10 protein-coding genes and 1 tRNA gene are annotated in these 16,527 nt (G+C 45.7%); 6 read left to right on the top strand and 5 right to left on the bottom strand.

Translation table 11 applies throughout. From position 1 onward, the window contains the following. Nucleotides 1–202 precede the first annotated feature (202 nt). From JMX83_RS13730 to hemB, 4 genes are all read left to right on the top strand, one after another. On the top strand, nucleotides 203–1,603 hold the full coding sequence (locus JMX83_RS13730) for an efflux RND transporter periplasmic adaptor subunit (protein ID WP_201602864.1): 1,401 nt from the start codon (nucleotides 203–205) through the stop codon (nucleotides 1,601–1,603). A 35-nt stretch (nucleotides 1,604–1,638) separates the two neighbouring features. Further along, a complete protein-coding gene (locus JMX83_RS13725; RefSeq protein ID WP_201602861.1) occupies nucleotides 1,639–4,866 on the top strand; it encodes an efflux RND transporter permease subunit in 3,228 nt (1,075 codons plus the stop codon). Beyond that, nucleotides 4,866–6,674, top strand: coding sequence for an efflux transporter outer membrane subunit (locus tag JMX83_RS13720; protein ID WP_201602858.1), 1,809 nt, complete (start codon nucleotides 4,866–4,868; stop codon nucleotides 6,672–6,674). Before JMX83_RS13725 ends, JMX83_RS13720 begins: the two co-directional genes overlap by 1 nt. Before the next feature lie 251 nt (nucleotides 6,675–6,925). After that, entirely contained in the window at nucleotides 6,926–7,933 is a 1,008-nt protein-coding gene (gene hemB, locus JMX83_RS13715) for a porphobilinogen synthase (RefSeq protein WP_201602855.1), read from the top strand. Nucleotides 7,934–8,056: 123 nt separating this feature from the next. On the opposite strand, the gene JMX83_RS13710 is transcribed toward hemB, so the two are convergent. Continuing rightward, a complete protein-coding gene (locus JMX83_RS13710; protein ID WP_201602852.1) occupies nucleotides 8,057–9,034 on the bottom strand; it encodes a glutathione S-transferase family protein in 978 nt (325 codons plus the stop codon). A 319-nt stretch (nucleotides 9,035–9,353) separates the two neighbouring features. On the opposite strand from JMX83_RS13710, the gene JMX83_RS13705 reads away from it, so the two are divergent. After that, nucleotides 9,354–9,430, top strand: a tRNA-Val gene (locus tag JMX83_RS13705). 267 nt (nucleotides 9,431–9,697) lie between these two features. Continuing rightward, the gene (locus JMX83_RS13700; protein ID WP_201602850.1) at nucleotides 9,698–10,633 is read left to right on the top strand and encodes a LysR family transcriptional regulator; all 936 of its coding nucleotides are present in this window, start codon (nucleotides 9,698–9,700) and stop codon (nucleotides 10,631–10,633) included. A 205-nt stretch (nucleotides 10,634–10,838) separates the two neighbouring features. Here JMX83_RS13700 and JMX83_RS13695 read toward each other — a convergent pair whose 3' ends face one another. The 4 genes from JMX83_RS13695 to JMX83_RS13680 form a co-directional block, all read right to left on the bottom strand. After that, nucleotides 10,839–12,155, bottom strand: a complete 1,317-nt coding sequence (locus JMX83_RS13695) for a DUF3100 domain-containing protein (RefSeq protein ID WP_201602848.1) — start codon at nucleotides 12,153–12,155, stop codon at nucleotides 10,839–10,841. A gap of 95 nt (nucleotides 12,156–12,250) precedes the next feature. Beyond that, entirely contained in the window at nucleotides 12,251–13,414 is a 1,164-nt protein-coding gene (locus tag JMX83_RS13690) for a M20 aminoacylase family protein (protein WP_201602846.1), read from the bottom strand. Between the two features lie 18 nt (nucleotides 13,415–13,432). Next, complete coding sequence (locus JMX83_RS13685) at nucleotides 13,433–14,974, bottom strand: aldehyde dehydrogenase family protein (RefSeq protein WP_265089553.1); 1,542 nt, start codon at nucleotides 14,972–14,974, stop codon at nucleotides 13,433–13,435. After that, nucleotides 14,975–15,904, bottom strand: a complete 930-nt coding sequence (locus JMX83_RS13680; RefSeq protein WP_227675876.1) for an NAD(P)-dependent oxidoreductase — start codon at nucleotides 15,902–15,904, stop codon at nucleotides 14,975–14,977. Between the last annotated feature and the right edge of the window lie 623 nt (nucleotides 15,905–16,527).

The raw sequence follows: 16,527 nt of genomic DNA, 5'->3' as shown, positions 1-16,527 counted from the left end.
ATTAAATAGATATTGATGATAAATTCGTCTATGGGCATCTCACAACTCCATTGTATTCTTGGTCGAAAACAATAGATTAGTGAGGTGCTCTTCTTTTTTCAATCACTTTCGAAGTTGAGAGTGGGGTAACTTATATACCAAAATTTATTGTTTAACTTTTTATACTGCCATTATTTTTATTTACATATTGCCGAGGACATTGATGAAGCACTCTACTCTTGCGCTTGTAATAGCATCCGTACTATCTGGAGCTGTACTGGTTGGCTGTGACAAAAACGATGACGCCGCTGGTGAGCAAGCCGCACAGCAGCAAATGCCGCCTGCAGTTGTCAACGTTCAGACTGTCACTCTCGACACCATCCCCCAAGTACAGACTTTTTCTGGACGTACTGCAGCTTATCAAACTGCCGACGTCCGCCCACAAGTAAATGGCGTCATTGACGAAGTGTTATTCCGTGAGGGAAGCAATGTCAAAAAAGGTCAGCCACTTTATCGCATTAATACTGATAACTATGCCTCTTCGGTAAGCAGTGGTCAGGCAGCCGTACAGCAATCGCAGGCCAACTATCAGACAGCATTGGCAAATAATGCCAATGCAAAAGCTGAGCTTGCCAGCCGCCAAGCGTCATTGGCTCAGGCGCAAAATGACTTACAACGTTTGCAAGGCTTGGTCAGTATCAACGCCATCTCACAACAGCAGTATGAGCAAGCTCAAACTGCCGTACGTACCGCGCAGGCAGCAGTGCAAAGTGCCGCAGCTGCTGTCGGTCAGACACAAGCGGGTATTGAAAGTGCCAAAGCAGGCATTCAAACCGCGCAAGCTGGTCTTGATGCTAGCACATTGGATCTGAACCGTACTATCGTGCGTGCGCCTCTCACCGGTCGTACGGATCGCTCAAGCGTAACTGCTGGTACGCTGGTTAGCGCCGGTCAGGCGGATCCTTTGGTTACCATTTCGCGCTTAGACCCTATCTACGTTGATATCAGTCAGTCATCATCTGAGCTGCTCAAGCTACGTCAGCAAATAGCAGACGGCTCAGCTCAGCCAGGCATGAACTCAGTTGAGTTGGTGCTAGAGGATGGTTCAGTCTATCCCGTGCGTGGCAAGCTTGCCTTGTCTGAAGCAAAAGTGGATGAATCAACAGGTGCGGTTACCTTGCGTGCGATTTTCCCAAACAGCAACAATATTTTGCTACCGGGTATGTACGTGACAGCTCGCTTAACTCAAAGCGTCATTACCAACGCAGCACTAGTTCCTCAAAGTGCTGTCACGCGTACGCCTAAGAGCGAGACGCAAGTTTATATCGTTGATGAAAACAACAAGATTCAAGTACGTCCAGTCACTATCAACGGTACTTATGATGGTCAGTGGGTTGTCACTGATGGCTTAAAAGCAGGTGACAAAGTAGTTGTGATAGGCGGTGCCAAGGTTAAACCTGAGCAAGAGGTGGTTGCCAAGCCACTAGAGAGCGCAAATCCAGCGCCATCTGCACAAAGTGCACCCAATGCTAAGACGCCGCAGCAAGCTGCAAAAACAATGGATAAAAAACCAGCTAGCAGTGCCACTTCTAGTGAAAAATCAACAGAAGCCGCTGCTAACTAATTCCATTCAAAGACCAGAAGACTTAGGGATATACTATGTCACGTTTTTTTATTAATCGCCCTATTTTTGCTTGGGTGCTGGCTGTTTTGGTCATGCTCATCGGGGTGTTATCGGTTCTTAATCTACCGATTGAACAGTATCCACGTATTGCGCCACCGACGATTTCGGTCAGTGCAAGCTACCCTGGTGCTAATGCGCAAACCGTTGAAAACTCCGTTGTACAGGTCATTGAACAACGTATGAAAGGTCTAGATGGCCTGATGTACATGTCATCATCGAGCTCTTCGAATGGTGGTGCATCAGTCACGCTGACTTTTGAAAATGGTACGGACTCTGATACGGCACAAGTACAAGTACAGAACAAACTGCAAGCTGCGATGAGCTCATTGCCTGAATCAGTACAGCGCCAAGGCGTCAACGTCAACAAATCATCCAGTAGCTTTTTGATGGTACAGGCTTTTGTCTCTGAAGACGGTAGTATGGATCGGGCCGATATTGCCGATTATATCAACTCAAATGTTCTCGATTCGATCAGTCGTGTTGAAGGTGTGGGTGAAGTTCAGGTCTTTGGTTCTACTTATGCCATGCGCGTTTGGCTTGATCCTGCACGCCTACGCAGTTATAACATGGTGCCATCTGATATCGTCAATGCGATACGAGCGCAAAATGCTCAGGTATCCGCTGGTCAGTTAGGACAGGCACCTGCTGATACAGATCAACAGGTCATCAACGCAACCGTTACGGTTCAAAGCTATCTACAAACGCCTGAAGAGTTTAAAAACATTCTGCTGAAAACTGATGTCTCTGGTGCGCAAGTACGTCTCGGCGATGTAGCAGACGTCGAAATCGGTAGTGAAAACTATAGCGTTGTGGCCTTATATAATGGACAAGAAGCAGCTGGCCTAGGTATCTCATTGGCTGCAGGCGCAAACGCGCTAGAGACCCGTGAGGCTGTTGGTGCACGTATGGCGGAGCTGGAGCAAAACTTCCCAACAGGTCTAGCATCAGTTGTTCCTTATGACACCACACCATTTGTACGCTTGTCTATCGAACAAGTCGTTATGACCCTCATTGAAGCGATTGTGTTGGTATTTATCGTTATGTTCATTTTCTTACAGAACTGGCGTGCCACCATTATCCCGACCCTTGCCGTACCTGTCGTACTCTTGGGTACCTTTGCAGTGTTGTATATTGCAGGCTTTAGTATCAACGTATTGACCATGTTTGCCATGGTATTGTCCATCGGTCTACTGGTCGATGATGCGATCGTCGTTGTAGAGAACGTCGAGCGAATACTAGAAGAAGATCCTCACATCTCTATCAAAGATGCAACTATCCAGTCAATGGGTGAAATCAGTAAAATCGTTATTGGTATTGCGCTTATCTTGTCTGCAGTATTCGTACCGATGGCCTTCTTTGGTGGCTCAACAGGTGTGATTTATCGTCAGTTCTCTATCACGCTGATTACCAGCATGGTGCTCTCTGCTATGGTCGCGCTTGTATTTACCCCTGCCCTATGTGTGACATTGCTGAAACGTGGCAAAAGTCATGAAAAAGGCAGTACCGAAAAGCAAAAAGGCTTCTTTGGTTGGTTCAACCGTGGCTTCTTCAAACTTAGCCGTTCGTACGAAAACTTTGTCGGCAAAAGCATTCGTTTCAAATGGCTATACATGATTGGCTATGCAGCCATCATCGGTATCATGGCCGTTGTCTTCTTACGTATTCCAGGCTCGTTTTTACCAGAAGAAGATCAAGGTATTATGTTTACCTTGGTTCAGCTTCCTGCTGGGTCGACGCTGGATGAGACGCAAGACGTATTGGATAAAGTCAGAAACTATTACGATACCCAAGAGACTGACAACATTGCCTCTGTCTTTACCGTTGCAGGCTTTAGTTTTGCTGGTCAAGGCCAAAACATGGGTCTGGCGTTTGTGCGCTTATCAGACTGGGAGAAACGCTCGGGCGATGAAAACACCGCTCAGGCTGTCTCTGGTCGAGCAATGGGGTATTTCCTTACTCAGTTAAACGAAGCACAAGTATTTGCCATCGTCCCACCAGCGATTACCGAGCTTGGTAATGCCAGTGGTTTTGACTTAATGATTCAGGACAGTGGTAACCTCGGACATGACGGGCTACTTGAAGCCCGAAACATGCTCTTAGGTATGGCCGCGCAGAACGATCAAGTAGCTGGCGTACGTCCTAACGGTCAAGAAGACTCACCGCAGCTCAAGGTCAATATCAACCAAGAGCAAGCAGCCGCTTATGGTCTATCATTGAGTAACATCAATAGCGTCATATCCACCGCGTGGGGCTCAAGCTACGTCAACGACTTTATCGATCGTGGCCGTATCAAACGTGTCTATGTACAAGGTGAAGCCAGCAGCCGTACCAACCCTGATGACATTGGTAAGTGGTATGTACGAAACGAGACGAATGATATGATTTCATTTGATGCATTCTCTAGCAGTGAATGGCAGTCAGGCTCACCGCGTCTGACGCGTTATAACAGCTTACCATCAATGAATATCCAAGGTAGTGCAGCCCCAGGTTTGAGTACTGGTGAAGCAATGAGCTCAATGGAAGCCATGATAGACAAATTACCTGAAGGCATCAGCTATGAGTGGACGGGCATGTCATTGGAAGAGCAAAAATCAGGTGCTCAAGCGCCGATGCTCTATGCGCTTTCAATCCTAGTCGTGTTCTTATGCTTGGCAGCACTATATGAGAGCTGGTCTATCCCCTTCTCTGTCCTATTGGTCATTCCACTTGGGGTATTGGGTGCGGTGATATTTACGTGGCTACGTGGTTTTGCCAACGATATTTATTTACAAGTGGGTCTACTCACCGTCGTTGGTTTGTCCGCCAAGAACGCCATCTTGATTATCGAGTTTGCCAAAGAACACCAAGAGGAAGGTTATAGTCTCAGAGAGGCTGTTATGACAGCCGCACGTCAACGTCTGCGTCCAATTATTATGACCTCACTTGCCTTTGGACTGGGTGTTGTGCCATTATTCTTGGCAAATGGTCCAGGTTCAGGCAGTCAGAACGCTATCGGTACCAGTGTTGTCGGTGGTGTAATCACTGCCACATTATTAGGCATCTTCTTTATTCCTATGTTCTATATCTGGGTGCGTAGCGCGTTCCCGCACAAATATGAGAACAACAAGCCAAACGATAGAGATGATGGCAACGGTACGCCTGATTCGCACAACCCAATGCCTTCTGATAATTATCAGCCTGCAAGCCTTGGAGACAATAGATAATGAGTGCTCAAAATATGTTTATCACTAACTCAGCAGCAGTACCAGTATCTGCTGCACAGCCAGCTATCTCACGCTTGCGCAAAAATGGCAGTCGCCTATTGGGTCTGACTGCCTTAGCAATGAGCATGGCAGCTTGTAACACCATCCCAAAAGCGGATATGAGTCCTGTCCTAGCAGAGCCAAATATCCCCATGGAACAGACCTACGGTGCGTTCGATGAGGAAACAATCAGCACTCCTGAGCAGCCAAGTATTGCGGCCCAGCGTTGGCAGAACTTTTATAGCGATGAGCGCTTAAAAGGACTGATTGCGCTGGGTCTTGAGAAGAACAAAGATTTTGAAAGTGCGCGTTTGGCAATTGAAAAAGCACGCGCACAATATCAAATCACCGATATCAATGACGCCCCAGCCATCAACGGCAGCGCAGGCTATACTCGTCAGGCACAGAACCGTGTCAGCACTAGCCCAAACAGCAGCTATAACGTACAGCTTGGTCTTGCCAGCTATGAGCTAGACTTTTGGGGTCGAATAGCTAGCCTAAAAGATCAAGCGCTGCAAAGCTTCTTGGCAACCACTGCTGCCAAAGATGCCACCCAGATCAGCCTGATTAGTAATATTGCCCAAAGCTATGCCAATCTCAGCTACAGTCTGGCACAGTTAAAATTGGCTGAAGCCACCGTACAGAGCCGTGAGCAGTCACTGTTTATTGCTAGCAAGCGCTTTGAGGCAGGTATTGATCCCAAGCTACCATCACTACAAGCAAGCGCTTCACTTGAGAATGCTAAGCTAGCGGTACTGCGTGCGCAAAGCAGTATTCTGCAGTCACGCAATGCCTTGCAGTACTTGGTGGGCGGCGCTATACCAAATGAGCTGATCCCAACGCCTGCGGTCAGCAATATCACTACTCAAAAGATATTTAGTGCAGGACTACCAAGCGAGCTGTTACGCTACCGTCCTGATGTGTTACAAGCAGAATATAACCTAAAAGCGGCTGGTGCCAATATCGAAGTGGCTCGTGCCGCTTATTATCCTTCGATCAGCCTTGCCAGTAGTGTTGGTGTGAGTAGTAGCAGCTTGAGCGATTTGTTCAAAAACAGCGCGGTTGGTTGGTCGTTTGGTCCTAACATTAGCGTGCCCATTTTTGATGCTGGTCGCTTGGATGCCAATTACGATGTCGCGCAAATCGAACGCAAGCAAACATTGGCAAGTTATGAGGGTGCTATTCAGACCGCCTTCCGTGAAGTGTCAGACGTACTGGCTACGCGTGCTACTTTGGGTGAGCAGCTACAGTCGCAGTATCGCTTGCAAGATAACTTTGAGCAGACTTATCAAATTGCTGATGCGCGCTTCAAAGCTGGTCTTGATAACTATCTAGACGTACTTGATGCTCAGCGTTCACTGTTCTCTACTCAGCAAGGTATATTGGATCTAGAGCTACAGAAAATCACCAGTCAAGTTGAGCTGTATCAAGCCCTCGGTGGCGGTGCCAACCTTGATGTGCCCGCAGTGATTCCTGTACCGCAGCACACCAACTTAGCCCAAATCGTTACTGGATCTGCCAAGAGTGCAAAAGCCAAAGCAACAAATGCTATTCAAGCAGCTGGCTCAGCACCTGTTGTGTCTCCACAAGAGGCTTTAGCAATCAAGCAATCTCAAACGACAAAAACCACCACTTTTGAACCCACCGCTATCGTCGATGTGAATGATGATGGTAGAAAAGATGCAGCCGTCGGTGTGGTGACTGAAGAGACTCGCTTCAATGATGCGAGCGTCGAACAAGTGCCTGTGACACAGATTGTCGAGCCTTAAATGATATACTCATAATCTCGTGACGTAACCGTATCTTCACGTTGATAGTCGATAAGTATCATCAGCCCTACCGACTTAACTTGGTAGGGCTTTTTGCTTTATTTTGAGCCTTTTAGTTATAGTAAAATCGTTTTATAAGTCGCTTTTTTGAGAAGCCAATGCCATAAAGCATGACGCTATAAAAAACGACTTATAAAATAATTTTCACTCGAGCAACACCATAACTATTAAAATGATAGTAAGGAATTATTATGAGCTATACGTTTAACCGCCAATACCCTGCCACTCGTTTGCGGCGTCTACGCTATAACGACAATGTACGAGCAATGATTCGTGAAGTCGAACTACATCCCAAGCACTTTATCGCGCCTGTCTTTGTATTAGAAGGCGACAACCAGCGCGAGACGATCTCTAGCATGCCGGGCGTTGAGCGTTTATCAATCGATTTGCTTGTTAATTATGCCAAAGAGCTTTTGGCAGAGGGTGTCACTACCATCGACATCTTCCCTGTCATTGACAACGCATTAAAAACCCCTGATGGCAAAGCCGCTTACGACGAAGATGGTCTTACCGCACGCGCAGTAAAAGCGGTCAAAGATGCCGTACCAGAGATGGTCGTCATGACTGATGTCGCACTAGACCCTTATACATCGCACGGTCAAGATGGTTTGCTCGACGACAGCGGTTATGTGATCAACGATGCAACCACCGAAGTATTGGTCAAGCAAGCCCTTGTGCATGCTCGTGCTGGTGCTGATATCATCTCTCCTAGTGACATGATGGACGGCCGTATCAAAGCCATGCGTGATGCCTTTGAAGCAGAAGGCTTTGTTAATACCGCGATCATGGCCTACTCAGCCAAATATGCTTCTGCTTACTATGGTCCGTTCCGCGATGCTGTTGGTAGCGCTGGTAACTTAAAAGGCGGGCACAAGAAGCAGTATCAAATGGACTTTGGCAATCGTGCGGAAGCCTTGCATGAAGTGGCTATGGACATCAATGAAGGCGCTGACATGGTCATGATCAAACCAGGCCAGCCATATTTAGACCTCATCCGTGAAGTCAAAAACACCTTTGGTGTACCGACCTTTGCCTATCAAGTCTCTGGTGAATATGCCATGCACATGGCTGCTATCCAGAACGGTTGGCTCAGTGATGCTGTGATTCTAGAATCTCTGATTGGTTTCCGCCGTGCTGGTGCTGACGGTATTTTGACTTACTTTGCATTAGAGGCAGCCCGTCAGCTAAACAATGCTTAATATCAATTAAAATACCTTTTACATCGTAAAACACCCCAGCTGCTTCATAGTCGCTGGGGTATTTTTTATTGAAATTCTATTTATGCTGAGCCTTTCTCACTCACATGTATAAAGCAAACATGTCTATAGCTGATCACGATGATGTGCTGTCGTAAAATCAATAGCAGGGCCAATAGGGATGATACGAGTGGGGTTGATATTGGCGTGGCTCGTGTAATAGTGCTGCTTGATGTGCTCCATATTCACTGTCTCAGCGATACCTGGTACTTGGTATAGATCACGCAGATAGCCCCACAGGTTTGGATAGTCGATAATGCGGCGTAGGTTGCATTTAAAATGCCCAACATAGACCGCATCAAAACGAACTAAGGTGGTAAATAGTCGCCAATCAGCTTCGGTGATAGTGCTCCCTGTGAGGTAACGTTTATCTGCTAGACGGGTTTCAAGTGTATCTAATGCGGCAAACAGCTCAATCACCGCCTCTTCATAAGCCTCTTGTGTGGTCGAAAATCCAGCCTTGTACACACCGTTATTAATCGTCGTATAGACAAACGCATTAATATCATCGATTTCTGGCAATAACGATGCTGGCGAAAAATCCCCTGCTAGTGCGCCAACCTCATCAAAAGCTGAATTAAACATACGAATGATCTCTGATGATTCATTACTCACAATCGTATTGGTCTTTTTGTCCCATAAAATCGGAACAGTAACTCGTCCCGTATAGTTGGGTTTTGCTTTAATATAAAGCTCATAAGCATAATCTGCATGGATAAGCGGATCAGCAATCACGCCCTCGCCCTCTGCAAACGTCCAGCCGTGCTCTCCCATAAAGGGATGAACCACAGATATCGGAATGATATCCTCTAGACCTTTGAGCTTACGATAAACCAAAGTGCGGTGTGCCCAAGGACAGGCTAGCGACACATATAGGTGATAGCGATCAGGTTCAGCTTTAAATCCGCCAACACCTGTAGGACCTGCACTGCCATCTACCGTTACCCAGTTCCTAAACCCGGCATCTTCACGCTCAAATCGACCACCATTTTCTTCCGTGTCGTACCATTTATCTTGCCACTTACCATCTACCAATAAGCCCATGTTATCCTCCGCCTAATTCTAATTCTAATTTTCATTAAATGCTTGTTCAATACGAATGATTTTGCATCATTGCTATTATGACCATCGCATTTGTTAGAGAGATATAATACCAGTTATAGGCGCTGATCCATTAGGTTTCACCCTATTATTAACAATAAAAACTAAACGTGTTAAATTGAATATTTAGAAAACATACATAAAAAACATACTGCAATATTTGATAATGGTGCGCAACATCAAATATTATGATAATAAAATAGAATTATTATAAAAAAGGCTTGCAAAGTCTGAGAAACTTGCTAAAATGCTCAACCTAAATAGGCGTATAGCTCAGTTGGTTAGAGCGCTACCTTGACATGGTAGAGGTCAGCAGTTCGAATCTGCTTATGCCTACCAAATTTAGAAAGCCCCAATCTTCAGATTGGGGCTTTTTTTTATCCGTGAAATATGGGCTGTAGCAGAATGGCCTCTGCGGTCTAATACGTAAATACTAGCTTGGGAGACTATCGTTTTAAAGAGCATGCGTTACTGTTTATTTTTATTAAGGTATACTTTTTTGTACACCACGGGCACTTTTGCTGGTCCGATTAAATAGTATGCCATCACTGACGCTCATTATTCCATGCGTGAGTCAAAGTGCTACACTTATTTAATGACACTGAAATGAAATTGAGAAGAGCGCAAGGACAAGCAATGGCAGAGATTAATGGAAAGCGGTTATCCTATCTTTATGAAGCGGTAACGATGGGTACAATACGGGCTGCTGCAGATAAGCTCAATATTGCTCCCTCGGCCGTCAGCCGACAAATATCTCTGTTAGAAGAAGAATTAGCGAGCACACTTATTGAACGGCACCGCAAAGGGGTAACGCCGACAGAATCTGGTAGTATCCTCTTACAGTTTTATCGAGAATCCCTCTCTGCTGAAGAGGCTTGTATTTCAAAATTACAGGCGGTGTTGGGATTACAGCGAGGTCATATAAAGCTAGCCGTGGGCGATGGTTTTATTGGAGATTTGATGCTTGGCCCGTTATCTGAGTTTTCCCGTCTATATCCGACGCTCACGCTATCAATCAGTACGGGTGGATCAAACGAAGTGATTCGTCAGGTTGAGGAGGACGAAGCGCATATTGGGCTAGTATTCCATTCTAGCAGTCATCCGCGCATCCGCTCACAGGTTATCAGTGCTCAGCCAATGTATGTGATTGTTTCGCCCGACCATCCATTAGCCAATCGAGATACATCGATGCAGTTGGAAGAGCTTTTAGAATACCCAGTGGGACTGGCCGAAAATCGTTTTGGCGTACGCCAGTTAGTAGCGATGGCTGAATTTCAACAAAAGATTCGATTTAGCCCTACCCTAACCACCGACTCATTCAATGTGCTAAAGAATTTTGCGCGCTCAAATATGGGGTTTACTTTTCTACCGTATTTTGTCGTGTCCAAAGAAGTCGAAGACGGACACCTGATTGCAATTCCTATAGACAATACGCTACTGGCAAGCGGTGAAGCGCACCTGATTACGCGGCTCGGTCGTCATCTTTCCCAAGGTCCGCATGAATTGCTACAGCATCTAAAGTTATGGATGAAAGAGTTGTAAGCAGGCTATATTCAATGAAAATTAATCTCAATACATCATGCACTGCTCATATCAATTTTCTGGCGTGCTGTGCCTGTGCAGACAGAGGCTGCAAAAATTAATATGAGCAGTACCATAGCGCTTTTATTGTTTTTCAACTACACCTTCCCATCAGGCCGAGCATAAACTATTTGTCAGTGCCGTGACCCATACTAATGAACATCTTTTATAGCAAAGCTTGGGCGACTATAGCAGAACCCAAGAAAGTGCCCGTAAAGGTGAGCAAGGCAACTACGGCAATTTTAAATCCAGATTTTTTGAACAAATTCACTTCCATTTGAGAGATTGCAAACCCTGCATAGGCAAGTACCGGAGTAATAAGTTGCAATACGCCTAACTTATCTGTTTCTGCTAAGACATACTCGCTCATTGGAAACTGTGGCAGAGATATCAAAATAGCCACAATAGATATCCAAGCAATAGCGGGGACATTGACAGGAATGACTTCCTTTAGTAAGACGCCAACGATACAGCACCCGAATAGAATCAACATGGCAGGTAGCGCAGAGATGGGATCAACACCTTGCCCTACCCAGTTACTGAATAATAGCACGATACAGATAACTGCCAACAGAGCTAAAGACTGCTTGACTGATAAAATAGATTGCTCTGGTATTTTTAGATCAGGATCTGTTTGCGCCGCAGCGGTAGTATCATTTTTCTTCTTAAACTTGCTCGTGACTTTATATAAAAACTCTGTGAATGGCAGTGCAATAAATAAACTGACAAATAGCCCTGTCGCGTAAGTCAAAAGATTAGAGGTCGCTGCAAAGGCGGTAATAGTCTCCGCTTGTGCAGGTACGGTTTCTGCGAGCGCGGCTGAACAAGCGCCCATCATACTGCCACTACCAATACCGCAAGCCATCGCCAATGCACGGATATCCATGATACCCATAGAAGCAATAATACCCGCCATCAGTGAAAAATAAATGGCGCCAAACAACGTACCCATCACGTAGACACCCATGACGCCGATACCTTCAGGACTTTGGAGCCCATATTTATCAGCAATGAGCGCAATATTCGGTTCACGAGCAATTGAGTGCGTGGCACCAATAGCCTCTCTACCCATACCAAACACCAATACAGCCACAGGTAGGGCAATAAGCGCAGTCGTTATATTGCCCAATTCTTGTAGTAAAAGGGCGGGACCTGCGGCTATTATTTCTTCTATTTTAGGACCGACACCAACACCAAACTTTGCAATAAAAGGCATGATACTTAAGAGCACCGCATAGCTTGCAAATTTTGCTCGGTCTCTTGAGATAACCGCTGTCATTGACGGTATGACGTTGGGGTTTAACAATAGCGTAAATATAAATGCGTAGAGTAAAGGCAATAAGACCAGCGTGCCAATGCCAATTGGAATTTTGATAATCCCGATCCATTCTGCAAGTAGTGATGTAACAATCACTAGTAAATGTAGTTTCCAATCAAATAAGTACTTGGTCATTGTACTTGGTAGCACACTGGTATTATTCATAGCAACTCCCTTTGCAATTTATAGTTTCTACATAACGGTTTCTACTTAACGACTTCTACGTGTTGTTACTACTTATTAGTTCATACAGACTCAGTTTACGCAGACATTTTTGGTAGTTGAGACTCTACTAAAGATACCCATACTTTGATACCGGTCTCAATCGCATCGTCATTAAAGTCATAAGCGGCATTGTGTAATGGTTTGGATGGGCTACTACCATCAACGCCTAACCAAAAATAAGCACCTTTGACGACTTGACTCATAAATGAGAAATCCTCAGAAGCCATGGACGGCTCCACATCAGTATTGACCTTGTCAGCACCTAACGCTTCAGTAGCAGCTTCTTTGATTTCAAGATAAGCTTGACTGTCATTAGTGGTAACTGGATAGCGAATATGGTAATCCATCTCGCCTGTGACCCCATATAAAGGCGGTAGTACAGCAACCATTTCTGTCAGCATATCTTGCATGGACTGGCGTACGTCCATATCAAAGCTACGAACCGTTCCTTTTAGAATGGCGTAATCAGGAATGACGTTGGTCGTGTCACCACTGTTCATCTGTGTGACACTAATGACACCTGATTTGAGTGGAGATATTCGACGAGAGACGATAGATTGAATATTAGTAATCAATGCCGCGCCTGCTGCTATAGGGTCAGCGCCTAGATGTGGCATCGCCGCATGAGTGCCTTTACCCGTTAGTGTAATCTCAAAGGTATCAAACGACGCCATCATTGGCCCGTTATTGACCGCAATCTCTCCCACAGGCAGGCCTGGCCAATTATGTAACCCGTAGACGGCGTCCATGGGGAACTTATCAAACAACCCATCGTCAATCATCGCCTTGGCACCGCCTAAGACTTCTTCAGCAGGTTGAAAGATAAAATAAATGGTGCCGCTAAAGTTTTTATGTTGGCTTAAATGCTTTGCTGTACCAAGCAGAACGGACGTGTGACCATCATGACCACAGGCATGCATACAGTTTTCGTGAGTGGATTTATGCGCAATATCGTTTTGCTCTTTTATCGGTAACGCATCGATATCTGCTCGTATGCCAATAGTAGGACCTGAGCCGTTCTTTAGAACACCGACAACGCCCGTGCCGCCCAATCCTTGATGTACTTCAATTCCAAAGGACTGCAATTTATCGACAATAAATGATGAGGTCTTAAACTCTTTAAAGCCAAGCTCTGGTTGACTATGGATCTGCTGACGCCATTGCTTTACTTCACCCAGTAGGGTTTCGTTAATTAACATGTATGTTCTCCTTACGTATTACTGGATTGAGTAGCCAAATTGGATAGCAGCATCTTTTGCGGTTTCGACCCAGACACTTTTGGTCTGTGTATATTCGAGTAGACCTTCGTAGCCACTCGATCGGCCATAGCCACTCTCACCAAAACCACCAAATGGCGACATGACATTGATTGATTTATAGCTATTTACCCAAAATGTTCCGGCATTTACCTGCGCGGCCATCCGATGCGCGCGGCCGACATCAGCCGTCCAAACCGCGCCTGCTAAACCAAAACGACTGTCGTTTGCTATCGCGACCGCCTCTTCTTCTTCTTCAAATGAAATAACAGAAACCACAGGTCCAAAAATCTCTTCTTGTGCGACTCGCATGTCATTTTTTACATTGGCTAAAACAGTTGGCTGATAAAAGTAACCATTTTCACCGCCACAAATTTCGCCTGCCTCGCCACCTGCGGCAACAACTGCCCCTTCAGCAATACCGTCCGACACTAACGCGTGTACGTGATTAAACTGTTTTTGATTATTAATCGGTCCCACCATCGTGCATTCATGCCATGGCAAACCTATGGGTAACTTACCGGCTGCTGAAGCCACACGTTCCACAACTTCTTGATAAACATCACGGTGGACCAATAACCGTGAACCCGATACACAGCTCTGTCCAGCCGCAGAAAACACGGCAGCTTGCGCGCCCACTACCGCCCGATCAAGATCGGCATCTGGATAAATGATGTTGGCTGATTTTCCGCCCAGCTCCAGTACACAAGGAATAACACGTTGCGCAGATGCCGACGCAATGAGCGCGCCCGTCTTTGGTGAGCCAACAAAAACGACTTTTTTGGTGGCTGGATGCGCAATGGCAGCAGATGCCGTGGTGTGTCCCAATCCATTAATGACATTGACCAAACCACGCGGGATACCTGCTTGCTCAAGAATGTTAACGAGTGCGGTTGTGCTTAGCGGGGTTAATTCAGACGGCTTAAGTAAGACGGCATTTCCTGCGCAGATGGCAGGCGCGATTTGCCAGCCTCCAGTAAATACAGGTGCGTTCCAAGGGGTGATTTGCGTCACCACACCATAAGGCTCATGACGAGTGTAGTTTAAGTGAGTGGTTGGTACAGGGATAACTTGTCCCATAATCTTGTCACACCAGCCGGCATAGTATTCAAACATCTCGGCAACTTTTGTCACCTCAACTCGGCAATCACGAATAGGCTTACCGGCAGAAATACACTCTAGGCGTGCCAGCGATTCTGCGGCTTCGCGTATTTTCATACTGCACGTCCACATTAGCTGACCTCTGGCACTGGCCGTCATCGACCACCATACTTTTTGAGCTTTGATGGCAGCAGCGGCGGCGTCAGCAACAATATCTTTTCCCGCATCACGATAGCTTAAAAACACCTGACCAGTTGCTGGGTTAGTCAGATCAATATTGTCTCCATGACCTGTAATCAATTCTCCATCAATCCAGCTACCAAATTTAGAAGTACCTAATAGCTCATGAAGAAGTGCTTCAACTTGCTGCTCACCATTTTTTTCTACGTTAAAACTCATCATCTATTCTCCCAAGCCAGCATTTTTTACAATGCAGTTAAAGTCATCTTGATCAGGTATGTTTGCTTCGCTCTGCGCCCAAATCTCGGCTACCTGCTGCGCCACAGGCAACGCTAGCCCCATCTCTCCGATCATGTTTTTTGCCAGACGCACATCTTTACGCATCAGTTCCATCGTAAAACCAGAATCAAAACTGTCACTCAAAATCCAGCGAGGGAAATTCACTTCACTAATCGCACTACGACCTGAGCCGGCATTCAAACCAGCAATAAGGTCTGCAGGATCGAGGCCTGCCTTAGTACCCAAAGAGACTGCTTCGGTAGTGGTCACGAGATGTGCAGCACACAAAAGGTTATTGATGAGTTTAGCGGCATGCCCATTGCCAGACTTGCCCATGTAGACTACTTTTGAGCTTAAGGCATCTAGATACAGCTGGGCGCGTTCAAGGGCGCTACTTCCACCGCCAACAAGCATAACCATAGTACCGGCCTCAGCACCCGCTGGGCCGCCACTGACAGGGCAGTCCAATAACTGATGATCCAATTGATCTAGCTCTATAGAAAGTGCTCGCGTCACCTCTGGTTCTGAGGTGGAGGTGTCAATAATTAAGGTGTGGGGCTGAGCATGGTCGATGATGCCGTTTTTGTCTTTAATTACTGCTTGGACATGCTTTGCCATTGGCAAAGATAGAATGATGACGCTAGATTCTGCACATAGCGCTTTGATATCTGCAACGACATTTACACCGATTTCCTTGGCAGCTTGGCGTTGGGCTTCTCCTATGTCCGTGCCGAACACGTGAAAACCTTCGCGAAGTAAAGACTGAGCCATCCCGTTACCCATACGGCCCAATCCGACGATACCTATCGTTCCTTTAGTCATGTCTATTCCTTTAGTCTTATATTTTCTGTCAATTTTATTGTAACCAATCATCTATTAAGAAGAACTATAATGAATAACCTTTTGTGTTCTAAAAAAGGCAACACCAACGTGAGCTATAAGATAGTCGTCTGTTCGCTTTATTTAGTTATTTGTGAGAACTGCTGAGACGTTATTAAGGTAGCTACGACAGGTCTATAAGAGTTATACAGATTGATGACTTGGCTTTAATGACACCGTTCTTGCCGTTTTAACGGGCGGGATTTTGTATGAATAAGATCACCTGAATGAATCTTGAGGCTGAGGACAAGCATCAAAGAATTGCTAGGTCGGCTGCCTTAGTCAGACTGTTAATTGCAGTAACAAGCCTTGAACAGTATGAGGCTATTACATTTACCAAATTCAAAAAGCCCCAATCCTAAGATTGAGGCTTTTTTATGCTTATGACTTGAGAACGGTAGCGAAAAGCCATCCTGATAAGTGGTTTTCGCTATTGGAATAAGTTGTAATGCTCGTTTATTCTTTGCTTAAAAAGAATTAAATTTTAATCTTCTTAGATTAACACATGAAGTGCAATACCAAATGCAAGGTGAAAAAAAGACCTAGATGCGCTAGCATCAAAGTCTTTATCCACCGACCAAAGTGAGATTGCAACCATGAACTATACGCATCTAAGC

This window comes from Psychrobacter piscatorii (assembly GCF_904846415.1).
Lineage (GTDB): Bacteria > Pseudomonadota > Gammaproteobacteria > Pseudomonadales > Moraxellaceae > Psychrobacter > Psychrobacter piscatorii.
This window is presented reverse-complemented; position numbering and strand designations above follow the sequence as displayed.

Excerpts from the sequence above, each read along its gene's own strand:
- JMX83_RS13725 (WP_201602861.1), top strand. The coding sequence starts at position 1,639 with ATGTCACGTTTTTTTATTAATCGCCCTATTTTTGCTTGGGTGCTGGCT.
- JMX83_RS13690 (WP_201602846.1), bottom strand. The coding sequence starts at position 13,414 with ATGTTAATTAACGAAACCCTACTGGGTGAAGTAAAGCAATGGCGTCAG.
- JMX83_RS13710 (WP_201602852.1), bottom strand. The coding sequence starts at position 9,034 with ATGGGCTTATTGGTAGATGGTAAGTGGCAAGATAAATGGTACGACACG.
- JMX83_RS13685 (WP_265089553.1), bottom strand. The coding sequence starts at position 14,974 with ATGATGAGTTTTAACGTAGAAAAAAATGGTGAGCAGCAAGTTGAAGCA.
- JMX83_RS13730 (WP_201602864.1), top strand. The coding sequence starts at position 203 with ATGAAGCACTCTACTCTTGCGCTTGTAATAGCATCCGTACTATCTGGA.
- JMX83_RS13680 (WP_227675876.1), bottom strand. The coding sequence starts at position 15,904 with ATGATTGGTTACAATAAAATTGACAGAAAATATAAGACTAAAGGAATA.
- hemB (WP_201602855.1), top strand. The coding sequence starts at position 6,926 with ATGAGCTATACGTTTAACCGCCAATACCCTGCCACTCGTTTGCGGCGT.
- JMX83_RS13695 (WP_201602848.1), bottom strand. The coding sequence starts at position 12,155 with ATGAATAATACCAGTGTGCTACCAAGTACAATGACCAAGTACTTATTT.
- JMX83_RS13700 (WP_201602850.1), top strand. The coding sequence starts at position 9,698 with ATGAAATTGAGAAGAGCGCAAGGACAAGCAATGGCAGAGATTAATGGA.
- JMX83_RS13720 (WP_201602858.1), top strand. The coding sequence starts at position 4,866 with ATGAGTGCTCAAAATATGTTTATCACTAACTCAGCAGCAGTACCAGTA.